Source organism: Flavobacteriales bacterium, from assembly GCA_016704485.1.
GTDB lineage: Bacteria > Bacteroidota > Bacteroidia > Flavobacteriales_F > PHOS-HE28 > PHOS-HE28.
Window position 1 is genome coordinate 22,840 of the sequence record JADJAA010000001.1, and the last position, 12,710, is coordinate 35,549.

A 12,710-nucleotide genomic window follows, 5' to 3' on the forward strand; every position below is an offset into this window, starting at 1 on the left:
GTTCATGGTACTTGGTCAAGGGAACGATCGTCCGTGAGCGCATTCAGGAATGCGATAAGATCCGTTCGTTCCTGTGGTGATAATACAAAGGTCGTTAAAATCGGGCTTTTGTTCGGGTGTGCTTGTCCCCCACTCTCGAAATGGTCGATCACTTCATCCAACGTCGTCATGGCACCATCATGCATATATGGCCCTGTCAATGCAATGTTCCGCAGTGTCGGTACTTTGAACTTTCCGTTGTCCAAAGGTTGAAATGTGATCCTTTCACGACCTGGATCCGCGTATTCCAAGTATTGACCGATGTTCTGGAATGAATGATCCGAGAGATCAAAGCCGTTGTGACATCCAGTACAATTCAATTCAACGCTGGAGAACAAGGCCCAACCGTTCTGTTCTGAGCTCGACAATGCCGTCAATTCCCCTTGATACATGAACCGATCGAAACGTGACCAACCACTGATCAACGTGCGTTCATAATTCGCAATGGCCCGTGTAACGACATACGCATCAATAGGCCTTCCATACGCTTTGATGCTCAACGATGCATAGGGTTCAACGTCGCGCAAGGCCACTGCCGCATTCTGGATATGATGGTCCATTTCCACCGGATCCTGAATGGGTGCAATTACTTGTTGCTCCAGCGTTGGTACTCCTCCATCACGAAAGAAATAGGGGTGATACGCAACATTTCCGAGCGTAGGCGCATTCCGCATACCCAATTGGCCATCAATTCCCATACTCAACGCCATTGTATCGCTAAAAGCGTGCGTGGTTGAATGACATGAATTACAACTAACAGTACCGTCACGGGACAAGCGTGGTTCGAAGAACAAGGCCTTACCCAATTGTACAGAGGATATCGTTAACGGATTCCCTTCAGCAATTGGCGGGAACGGGAGGCCGCTAGGTAATTCCAGAGGAAACGGTACTTCGCCGTTACTTTCCGCAATGGTGTCCGGGGCTTTCCGACATGCCGTAACAAGCAATAGTCCTAGCGCAATATGTAGAACACTCTTCAATCCAATGTTATGCTGGAGACCATGTTCCGTGTCAATTTCAACGCCAATGGCAAATTATTACCATGTGAAGCATTCTCCGTGGCCAGGTCCACTGTTTCGGTTGAGGAGTAAAAGAACCGATCCACAGCGACACGGATCGTGATCTCGGTAGTTCCGTTCTCCATTATTGTAATTGGCGTGGAGGGGATCAAGTTCAAGTAAGCATAGCAGGTATCCAATCCGGTGTGGATCGAATATGAACTCGTTAACGGATCCATGCTCAGCGGATCAGGATCATAACGACCCTCGAACATGACGAACCGATAGCCAGAATTCCACGTCCAGTATGTAGCGCTATTAATACCCAATGGATGATCCACTGGATATACCGAGGGATCGGTATGGTTCAGATCTTCAGGAACGCCCAATCCAGCGTACAACGCGGTGTACGTGCCAACCGGAACTGACCATTCCGCTTGCTTTGGTCCATCCAAGTTGAACAACTCAATATCGGTTACTGGTACCGATCCATTAACGGAAGCCAATTCGATCTCACTGAAATACATCTTCAGGAGTTCAACAGTAGTGCGATAATTCGAGACGTTGGTATATTCCGAGAACAGCGCCAAAGGTGCACCTTCCCATTCAGGAACCACGTGTAATCGAAGCGTCCCACTCACAGTGTTCAACTCTGCAACAGGCTCGATCACGGGGTCGTGCCTACAACTACTCAGCATTGCAGCAACGATCACAACGGAGAATATCCACTTCATACTACTTTTAATTTCCATCTTACTATTCATAACGTTCTGCGGAGCAATTCGGTTGTCTGGTAACAAACCACATGTCCCATTCATACAAATTTAGGGCTTCAAGGGCCAAAAATGCGGTGACTTGTGTCACTATAGGGCAAAACTTAAGACGGGGTCTCTATGGACCTCGCTCGAAGTATCTTTCGCCAATCCATGTTCACAGTAATCCACAGTAGCGCAGGTGCAGGTAAAACGCATACATTGGTAAAGCATTATTTGACCCTTTGCTTGACAACAGAAGAATCAGCGGCTTACCGGAATGTGCTTGCGTTGACCTTTACGAATAAAGCAGCTGGGGAAATGAAAGAACGCGTTATCCTCTACTTGGATGAACTGGCGTCATTGAACGTAGAAGATGGGCGAATGATGGATGTGATGACGCACTTGACCACAAAGACGGGTCTTGATGAATCAGCGATCGCCGAACGTGCAACGCGTTGTCTCCAGCACATGCTACACCATTGGAGCGATGTAGCGATCAGTACCATCGATGCATTCACTCGGAAAGTTGTGCAGCCCTTTGCGCGTGATCTGCAATTGGATCATGACCTGCAGATGACAACGGAGCAGAGCTACTATTTGGACCGCGCCGTACATGAACTGATCTCCGAAGCAGGAGTTGATCCCGCAACCACGACGATCCTTTCCGAAGCTTGCCTACAGTTGCTTCATGAAGAGCGAAAATGGGACCCGTCGAAACCACTTTCAGAGCTTAGCCAAGAGCTTACCAAGGAGAATTCCATCAATCCATTGAAATTACTTGGCGATCTTCGGCCTGAGCAAGTAACTGCACTTGCAAGTCGATTGCGTGCTCAAGAGATCGTGTTCAGACAACAAGTGAGGGCATTGGGAAATGCCGCTATGAAGTTGATCAAAGAGAATGGTATCAATGTTGAAGACATGGCATACGGCAAAGGCGGTATCCATGGGTACTTTGACAAACTCGTAGCGTTCAGTGATGGCTGGGAAACACCGGGAGTGAACAAACTAAAGCCGATCGAAACCGGAAAATGGCATTCAGGAAAAGCAGATGCATCTGCGATAACAGCCTTGGATTCAATAAGCGATCCATTAACAAGAATCTTCAACGAGGCTGAAAATTTGCGCGAAACTGGCCTTAGGAACTACACCATTCAACGCGCGGTAGGGCGTGAGCTTATGCCCGCTTTTGCGTTGCATGCATTGGACGTGAAACTGGAGGCCATTAAGCGCGAGGACGGCGTAGCATTCTTCAGTGATCTCACACGAAAGGTTTCCGAAGTCGTTAAGGATGAACCTGTCCCGTTCATCTATGAGCGCATGGGCGAACGGTATTCCCATTTTTTGATCGATGAATTCCAGGATACGTCATTGTTGCAATGGCAAGCGTTATTACCACTTATCGATAATGCACTTTCCACGGGTGGCAGTGCGCTACTAGTGGGTGATGCCAAACAGGCGATCTATCGTTGGCGCAATGGTGAGGTACGCTTGTTCACGCAACTACCAAAGATATTCGGAAGAGGTGACCAACCTTTGGAAATTGAACGAGAAGACACACTTCAGCGATACTTCAACGAAGGTGAACGACTAGCATTCAATCGACGATCCGCTGGCTCCATCGTTGCATTCAACAACAACCTCTTTGCACCATTGAGTGTTCTGCTCGCGGAAGATCTACGATCGGTCTATGCACGACACGATCAGGAAACGAGCCGCGAAGAACCCGGGCTGGTCCAGATCAGAGTCCTTCCAAAGGATGTGAAAGGAGAAGAACGTTCGAAAGCATTTCTTGACTTCACATTGAAGTGCGTCCAAGAAGCGATCGATGACGGTTTCTCGCCCGGCGACATTGCCGTTCTCGTGCGTGGTAGATCGTTAGGAGGTCCCGTGGCGCATCACTTGGTCGCCAATGGACATGCTGTTGTTTCACCTGATGGATTAAAGCTTGGAGGAGATAATAGTGTGGAGCTATTGGTTGAACTGTTGCGCTTTTTGCATACCGGTGATGTAGCGGCGGCGACGCGAGCAATTCAATTCCAAGCGATACTCGCTGCACTTGAAGGTGTTCATTTCGCAACACCTGTAGTTGGGACAACTGCACTACCTAACCCTGTAAAAGACCTCCGAAAATGGTTATCGAGCCATGGCTCACCATCACTGAAAACAACACTATCCTCATTGGTTGCGCAGCTTGCACGAGCGAATGGAATTCTGCCAGCGGAAGATGCACCGGTGTTAGCGCTGATCGATGAAGTACAGGCATTCAGCACGCAACATGGTCAGGATATCGGTGGCTTTCTTGCCCATTGGGAACGTGCAGGAAAGGACCGCAGCATCGCCCCGCCCGCAAATGGAAATGCAGTGCAAGTACTTACGGTCCACAAATCCAAAGGGCTTCAATTCCCCGTGGTGATCGTACCCAACGCGAACATGACCACACGCGGCAATTTCGGTGAATGCTTCTGGGTGGATCCTGGGGATGCGGTGCCGGATACACCGATCGCCCTTGTACGCGAATCCGCCGCTTTGCGAACTGCCGAACTTCCGGAATTGCTCGAAGAAGAAACGCTGAGACAACTGGATGCGATCAATCTTCTGTACGTAGCATTTACAAGACCGGAACAACGGTTGTACTCCTTGGTTCCTGAGGGTAACGCCGATGGTACAACGAAGGAGTTGCTGAATTTCATTGCAGAACATGGTCAGGAACAGATCTTGGAGGATGGCATCCGTGAAAAGCCTTGGAAAACGCAAGCTGCGGCTCTACATCGAACATTGAGGGATGTTGCAGATCCTGCCCATACTGCTTCCTTGGTGATGCGCATGGAGGCTCCTGATATGTGGGAACCAACTGATCCGGACCCGTACCGTTCCTATGGAAATGCAATACACGAGCTATTGGCCCGGATCGCCACACCCGATGATCTTGAAATTGCATTTGAAGAAGCTTTGGCCATTGGATCCATTACCTACGAAGTAGCTCAAGAACTCAAGATCGAACTTTCAGAACTACTGTCTTCTACCGAACTTGACCCGTGGTTCAAAAAGGGCCTGACCGTTAGAAATGAAGCAACGATCATTGTCTCTAATGGAAGATCACAACGCCCGGACCGCGTGGTTTTTGATGGTGATCATGTGAGGATATTGGATATCAAGACAGGTCAACCTTCACCTGACCATCATGACCAAGTCCGCTCCTACATGGGATACTTGCGGGAGCTGGGCCATGCGAAGGTGGAAGGTGCTTTGCTCTACGTTCTGGATAGATCGCTACAACTCGTGGAATCATGAAGATCAATTGGAACATAAAACCGTTCGATGCTTTATCACTGACCGAGCTGCACGATATGTTGCGGTTACGAGAAGATGTTTTCGTGGTGGAACAGAAATGTATCTACAATGAGATCGATGGTCAAGACCCGATCGCCATCCACATTCTTGGACATAATGATAAAGCGGAACTCGTGGCTTGTTCACGGATACTTCCAGCTGGATCAGATGGATTTCCACATGTTGGAAGGATCGTGGTGCGCACTAATGAAAGAGGCTTGGGCTTCGCTTCCGAAATGATGAATATCGCTTTACGCGCATTACGCGACAATTTCGGTACCGACCGTTCCGCATTGGCCGCACAGACGTATTTGGAATCCTTCTATGAACGCTTCGGGTATGTTCGAAAAAGCGAAGATTATATGTGGGACGGGATCATGCATGTGAACATGATCCGTAAAGGCTGATCCGCGATCACTTCAACAACGTAACATGGCCCATGTACTCCTTGCTGTAGGAGCCATACTCCGCAATTCGCGCGATGTACGTGAATGTGCCGGTCATGAAACCTTCGCCGGACCACTCAGCACGTGGATCAGTGGTACGGAACTGCTCTTGACCCCAGCGATCATAAATGACCAATTCGTACAACCGTGCGCCACGCACCAGTGGAGCAAAGGTGTCATTCTTTCCATCACCGTTCGGAGTGAATGCCGTTGGAGCAAAGAATAAATGATCCGTAACGAATACCGTGCGTGAAGTAGTATCCACGCACCCGTATTCGGAAGTAACGGTCTGTAGGATCGTGCGCACTCCGGCCTCCTCAAAGAGATATTCAAATTCCGGATCAGAGATCATGTTGTCTTCGATCGAATAACTCCAATCCACCGCCCCACTTGCATAGTCCTCAACTTCAATTGCTGGATCAAAGAGCGAGACCGTATTCGGCAATGCACTGAACGCCGCGACAGGGTTAGGACGTACAACTATTTGCGCGGGTCGTACCATTGTACGTTCAGCAATACACCCACTGTCGGTCGCCACCGTAAGGCTTACGGTATATGTTCCTGCTTCGGGGTACTCGTACGTTGGTGATTCCTCCAACGAGGTTCCACCATCCCCGAAATCCCAGGAATAGGTTAACGCTGTCGGTGCCGTTGAGTTATTCATGAAATCGAATTGCTCACCAACACATGCTTCACGTTCACTATCAAAATCGGCAGTGGGATATGGGAATACGGAAACGGAATCCACATAACTCGCTTCGCAACCATTCTCTGTAACAGAAAGCAAAATGGGATAGCGGCCTAGGCCGGAATAGGAGGCTTGCACGACTGTACCAGTGGCTGTGCTCGGAGAAGCAGTGGCACCAAGGTCCCAACTCACAACAGCGGCAGATGTGAAATTACCCAAAGCCACTAATTCCAACTGCTCACCAGCGCATTGCACCTCAGGAGTGGCGAACGTCGGTTCCAACGGAAGGTGTGCTTCGAATACGGAGGTGCTCGTGTCCGCACAAGGCCATCCAGGATTCGCTACCAAGGTTATGGTGTAGGTACCCGGAGCAGCATATGTCCACGTAGGGTCCAGTTCATCGGAAACGTCCTGTGTTGTGGATGGATCACCGAAATTCCACTCCCAGAAACTTCCGTTCACACTAACGTTCTCGAAATCGAGTGCTAGCCCGCTACAGAAATCATCCTGTTCCTGAACGGCAGAGAAAATATCCATGTCGCAGAGCACCACTACGAACTTGAAATCGCGCCGCGTTTCGCTCAATATAACACCGTTCCGAAGTTCCTGAACCATGACACCGACCGCGAATTCACCTTGCACAGTTGGATGGATCGTTAGTTCACCGGTCGATGCATCGATGGCCAATGGCGGAGCACCATCAATAGGGAATGCTGCTGAATAACCGGTAGACCATGTTACCGTTTGGTATGGTGGTGGGAATGGTGCGGGTTGCGGGTCTATTGCATCGCCACCTTGATAAGGTGATACGAGTGAGTACACCAATACATCGCCATCCGGGTCCGACGCAGAATGGTCGAATACCATATCCTCACCAACACACAACGCTACGGGTGGGTAATCACTGAAATGTGCCGAGCTGTTGACCGCATTCGCAATGCCCGGAATATGCACGGTGGTCGTAATACCTTGTGCGTTCGGATCACTTAAATTCTGCACACTCGGACTGCGGCAGCAACGGGTATAGCTTACATCATAACCACCCGCAGCCGGTGGCAAATTGAATATGGCCACGTAGCGCGCTGTAGCGATGCACACGTTCGGAGGAACTGCCAAACAAGGGTTATTGAGCACTACTGGAATAATTTCCTCACCCGAGAAGTCCACGATCATTTCATCCACCCATCCACCGTTGGCATCGAATACGCCGATGGTCACTTGAGCATCGAAACCGGTCCCGTTCGTATTCGCCGGTCCGCAATCACGATACATGTCCAACGTTACCTGATAGGTATTGCCGCCCAGATGATCATAGAACATCTCACCACCAACGATATGTGTGGCATGTCCGATCAGAGCCAAAAGGCCGCTGAGGATCGTGAGAGTTATACGCCTAACCATGATCAACACTCTGTAGACAGTTTTGGTAAGCTCCTCGTTGCCCGAGATCGACAATTCGGGGGCTTGGAGGAGGAATAAATTTAGGTGTTGCCGAACGAAACTCCAATTCCTTTCCGCTCAAGACCTGGGAACTACCTTATCAAACTCAATGGCCCATGCCTTTTCAGATAATGGATCATATGTCCCCGTATCTTGTAACATGTCCTGTATCCGGACCATTTCCGGATAAGCTGTGGCTTTGACCGAATGCAACACCCGCCTATTCCCTATCAATTGGATCTCACTAAAGGCGGTTGCACTTTCTATCCTGTAGAATCGTATTCCACCTTGCATTTTGCGATAGACCGGGTAATCACCGCCTAACCCCTTCAACGCGCTATCTTCCGCCTCTTCCATGGAACCATTTCTTCATCGGCTTGCTACGAAACTGCTGGAACACCATGCGCACGAACTTGATACCATCGCCGTGGTGCTGCCCAGCCGACGTGCCGGTCTTTATCTGCGAAAGTACTTAGCAGAACTCGCCGGACGAACGATCTGGAGTCCCGAAATGTTGGACATGGGTTCGTTCATGGAACAGATCTCCGGTCTGCGCCAAGGACAGACCATGGAAATGCTCTTCTTGCTTTATGAAGCCCATAAAGCTGTAGATGGCGAGCGAGCCGCGCCCATAGCCGAGTTCATGCAATGGTCACCCATTACTCTGCGCGACTTCAGTGAGGTGGATGCCCATTTGCTGGACTTGGAACAGCTTTACCGCGACCTAAGAAGTTATGAGGAGATCGAGAGTTGGAGCTTACGACTAGGAGAACTCAGCAAAGGTCAGCAACGCCTGATCAACCAATGGCGTAATACCGGGCTTTTGCATCAGGAAATGGTGCGAAGGATGAATGCTGCAGGAATCGGCACAAGTGGCTCTATCGCTCGACACGCATCCGATCTGGCCAGAACTTCGAAATTGAAATTACCGTGGCGAATGGTCTGGTTCGCAGGGTTGAATGCGCTGGACCCGGCCTCCACAGCGGTTATGAAACTGCTGCGGACCGAAGGGAAAGCACGGTTCGCATGGGATGCAGATGTATTTTATTTGGACGATCATGATCAAGAAGCAGGGATCTATCTCCGGCGTTCCATTGATGCGCTGGGTCCTGGTGATATCCCTCCCGTGGATCTGATCCACACGCTACCCCGCCGGTTCCGATCCATTGCTGTACCGAGCAAAGTCGCACAAGCCAAATACGCAGCCCAGTACTTAAAAGAACTTCCGCTTGAAGAACGGACGAGCACTGCGGTGATCCTGGCTGATGAGGACCTCCTAATGCCCTTATTGGAGTCATTGTCTCCGGATATCGGGCCGATCAACATCACCATGGGTATGCCACTCGCTTCACTCCCAGTACATGGACTTACTGAAGCGTTCATCCAATTGCACACCAAGGCGACTGCGACCGGCCACGAACTTGATGCGTTGGAACGACTTCTGTTACACCCGTTCCTGCACCAAGGCGCAGCCACCAGCCAGACCATTGCCGAGCTACGGACATTGCAGCTCACACGACCGGACATGGATGTGATCCTGCAAATAGCCAGTGAGCAAGGGCTCTATGCACCGTTGGAATTAGGACAAGCAATTACACCACTGGAGACCCGAACAGCGATCGAATTTCCGGAACGTTTCAATGCCTTGCTAGCCTATGCGAAACAGATCCGATCCAATGACCAATTGGTTCAAGAGCAGTTGTTCCGAATGGCGAAATTGCAGCGTCGACTGCATCTGGCCTTGGCGCGTGCAAGTGCTTCCGATATCGACCTGAAGAGCTACGCTGAATTGCGGAAACGGCTGGTACGTGAGGAGCAATTGGCGTTCTTCGGAGAACCCTTACAAGGCATGCAGATCATGGGTTTCTTGGAAGCACGAGCCATCGATCATACGCACGTTCTTCTGCTCGGTGCGAACGATGGCACCCTACCGCGGAACACACCGCAGCAGAGTTGGATCCCATTTGAAGTTCGTCGAGCATACAAGCTGCAACTGGCTCGCGATTCCGAATCCATAACAGCGTATCATTTCCATCGACTTGCCCAACACGCAACCGACCTGCGATCTGTATACGACACTGACGAAAAACGCGCTGGTGGGCCATCACGTTATATCGCACAATGGAAACATGAGCTTGATAGGACCAGTGGCACGGTCTTCGAGCATGAGTCCATAAGTGCTCCTTTTCCAGCACGCCGGTCGCTACCGATCTCGGTTGCGAAGGATGACCTTGTTCTAGGACGTATTGGTGAGATCCTGAAAAAAGGCCTTTCTCCTTCCGCACTTGGAACTTGGCTCACTTGTCCACTCGACTTCTATTATAAATACGTTCTGAAGATCCGAACGGCTGAGGAGGTTGATGAAAAACTGGGAAGCGATGTGTTAGGTGATGCAGTGCATGGCGTTCTGGAAGATCTGTTCACGCCGTTCAAGGATATTGAATTGAATGCTGTTGAATTGCGAGAAATTGCTACTGGTGCGGAGCAAGCGCTGTACACAAAACTGTCCAAGAAATTCCCTGACTCAACCTTGGACCAAGGCTACTTCAAGCTGCGCATTGCAATGGCTGGCCAAGCCATGTCGAAGTATATTCATGCAGAAGCAGATCGCGTAACACATCAACCCAGCACCGTGCTGGATCTGGAGGTCGAAGTACAAGCTGCTTTACCGGATGGAACGGTATTGAAAGGGCGTTGCGACCGCATCGAACTGCGTGAGGGGATCCATCACATCCTCGACCTGAAAACAGGAAGCGTTCAGGCCAATGATCTGGTCTTGCGCACCCTGGAGCGTGATGCCTTAAATGCCGATCGCCGCTTTGCGTTGCAACTGATGATCTATGCGTGGTGCTATATGATGCAGAACCCGCTCGTACCGTTGGTGCGCACGGGTATTATTCCTTTGCAGCGCGCATCGCAAAGCGATGGGTTATTCTTGAAGGTCATGAATACGGAGGATATTACCCGAGATATGCTACCGAAGATAGGTTCACTATTAGGCAGTCTTGTGAACGAATTGCGGGACCCGACCATACCGTTCACCCATGATGCGAACGCGCTATATTGCGAATGCTGTGTTGTAGGGTAAGGAACGGGTTTCTATAACTTTTCTTCAACATCCAATTCAACGCAAAAGTGGATCTCCCATGATCAACTGAAGATAATTGCAAATTAGCTGAACACAAAAAAGGGGCCGGAGCCCCTTTTTCAATTCAATGCCGAAATTGTTCAGCGGATCACCACTTTGTGGGTGGTAGTGTCTTCGCCGCGCTTGATCTTCAAGTAATAGAGACCGCTGCTTGCAGAGGTCAGATCAACGTCCTTGCGGTATGGTCCGTTCAAGGCGCGCACCTCTTCGGACATTACGGTCTGGCCTAGGGTATTCACCAATTCAATAGTAACGTCCATGGCCTCGTTGTTGCTAAAACTGAACGTGAATTGTCCGTTGCTAGGATTCGGAAGAATGGTTACCCCATCTTCATCCGCAGTGGCCAACGACTTATAAATGATACCGGTCCTATTCGCTCCACCAAGTGCAACATAATAGCTGGCATTGTTGACTACTTCACCTGTCCATGAATCGTTGATCAATTCGAAATCAGCGTTTCCTGTAACAGGTATCTTAGCGATAACGTAATCCTCCCCTGCTACCCATTGTGCAGAAGCACTGCTCATTGGTGCCATGCCGAAACCTGCAAACACCTGGTAGTTCGTAGTACCCACTTGGTGCGTATCACCCGACTTTGCTGTTGGGATGTATTGGCTCGACGGTTGTTCTTGTGTAACATCACCCAAACTTGCGCCAGAATTACTATCCCATTTAATGGTATATACCAAGGAAGAGAAGATCCCGTTGAAATCTGATTGTGGGCGCACATGCACCTCTAACATAGTTCCGTTGTGATGTAGTCCGATGTCGACCGGACTTTGAGCAATTGCACTAGTGGCAATAAGTGCAGTTGCCAAGGAAAGACCGGTGATACGTAGGATAGAGTGCTTCATATGGAGCGTTTGATCGGGGTTTGTTTCTATCAGGATTGACGAAGGAACAACCAAAGGGTTGCTTCATTCGATCGGCGAAAGATAATACTATCGGCAACTTTAAGCAACCCCTTTCGACGAAACACCCTTAAATGCCGAACAGGGATCCTTGCGGACCCCTGCTCGACAAACCTGCAAGGAATTTGGAACCGCAGGATCGTAAGGAAGTAATGGTCCTGCGTTGAATAAGACGCATGGGCAGCATTAGGGTTGCCTCCTTAGAATACTTTTTATTGAGGTCACAAGAACTCCTCATTCACAGGCATTTATCCCTTCGTGAATTTATACCCCACACCGCGTATGCTATGAAAATGCTTCGGCGAACGCGGGTCCGGTTCAAAGTATTTCCGAAAGCCAACGATGAAATTATCAACCGTACGGGTGGTCGGAAATACGTTGTACCCCCAGACTTTTTGAAGGATCTCTTCCCTCGAAACAACCTCCCCTTCCCGTTCTGTTAGCAGGCGTAAGAGCATGATCTCACGGTGGCTCAAAGTACGTATCTCTCCATCAACTCCTTGTATCTCAAAACTGTTGAAATCCACGTGATTCACACCGAAATCAAAAGTACTGACAACGGGATGGGCCTGATTACCAGTGGACCGCTGGATCAAATTAGCAACACGAAGCAACAATTCCTCCAATTCGAATGGTTTTCCCAAATGATCGTCGCCAGTACGTAATCCTCGGATCCGGTCCGCCGGAGCGATCCGCGCAGTAAGGAACAGGACCGGTGTCGTATCACCCTCCAGCCTAATGGTCTCTACCACTGAATAGCCATCCAGACCGGGCAACATAACATCCATGATCACCAGGTCGAAATGTGCACCACGCATCCGCTCCAATCCTTCCGGGCCGGTGATCGCCGTAGTGACAGCATAACCCTCCAACTCGAAATTGAGCTTCAATGTAAGCCTAAGAGACTCTTCGTCCTCAACCAGCAAGATCCGTTTCTCTTCCATTTGTCCTTCGT

The 12,710-nt window shown here is 49.8% G+C and carries 9 protein-coding genes; 3 read left to right on the plus strand and 6 right to left on the minus strand.

Going from position 1 to position 12,710, the window contains the following annotated elements; all coding sequences use genetic code 11:
* Nucleotides 1–2 precede the first annotated feature (2 nt).
* Nucleotides 3–1,019: a c-type cytochrome gene (locus tag IPF95_00095; GenBank protein MBK6473094.1), complete on the minus strand. Its 1,017-nt coding sequence runs from the start codon at nt 1,017–1,019 to the stop codon at nt 3–5.
* Nucleotides 1,016–1,771: a hypothetical protein gene (locus tag IPF95_00100; GenBank protein MBK6473095.1), complete on the minus strand. Its 756-nt coding sequence runs from the start codon at nt 1,769–1,771 to the stop codon at nt 1,016–1,018. Before IPF95_00100 ends, IPF95_00095 begins: the two co-directional genes overlap by 4 nt.
* A gap of 192 nt (nt 1,772–1,963) precedes the next feature.
* Here IPF95_00100 and IPF95_00105 point away from each other — a divergent pair, with 192 nt between their 5' ends.
* On the plus strand, nt 1,964–5,083 hold the full coding sequence (locus tag IPF95_00105; GenBank protein ID MBK6473096.1) for a UvrD-helicase domain-containing protein: 3,120 nt from the start codon (nt 1,964–1,966) through the stop codon (nt 5,081–5,083).
* Complete coding sequence (locus IPF95_00110) at nt 5,080–5,529, plus strand: GNAT family N-acetyltransferase (protein MBK6473097.1); 450 nt, start codon at nt 5,080–5,082, stop codon at nt 5,527–5,529. The genes IPF95_00105 and IPF95_00110 overlap by 4 nt, the downstream gene beginning before the upstream one ends.
* A 7-nt stretch (nt 5,530–5,536) precedes the next feature.
* On the opposite strand, the gene IPF95_00115 is transcribed toward IPF95_00110, so the two are convergent.
* Nucleotides 5,537–7,657: a PKD domain-containing protein gene (locus IPF95_00115; protein MBK6473098.1), complete on the minus strand. Its 2,121-nt coding sequence runs from the start codon at nt 7,655–7,657 to the stop codon at nt 5,537–5,539.
* 117 nt (nt 7,658–7,774) lie between these two features.
* Complete coding sequence (locus IPF95_00120; GenBank protein ID MBK6473099.1) at nt 7,775–8,053, minus strand: hypothetical protein; 279 nt, start codon at nt 8,051–8,053, stop codon at nt 7,775–7,777.
* On the opposite strand from IPF95_00120, the gene IPF95_00125 reads away from it, so the two are divergent.
* Nucleotides 8,052–10,784: a PD-(D/E)XK nuclease family protein gene (locus IPF95_00125; GenBank protein ID MBK6473100.1), complete on the plus strand. Its 2,733-nt coding sequence runs from the start codon at nt 8,052–8,054 to the stop codon at nt 10,782–10,784. The two genes, IPF95_00120 and IPF95_00125, sit on opposite strands and share 2 nt — an antisense overlap.
* Nucleotides 10,785–10,924: 140 nt before the next feature.
* On the opposite strand, the gene IPF95_00130 is transcribed toward IPF95_00125, so the two are convergent.
* Entirely contained in the window at nt 10,925–11,698 is a 774-nt protein-coding gene (locus IPF95_00130; protein ID MBK6473101.1) for a T9SS type A sorting domain-containing protein, read from the minus strand.
* Nucleotides 11,699–12,003: 305 nt separating this feature from the next.
* Nucleotides 12,004–12,699, minus strand: a complete 696-nt coding sequence (locus IPF95_00135; GenBank protein MBK6473102.1) for a response regulator transcription factor — start codon at nt 12,697–12,699, stop codon at nt 12,004–12,006.
* Nucleotides 12,700–12,710: the final 11 nt, after the last annotated feature.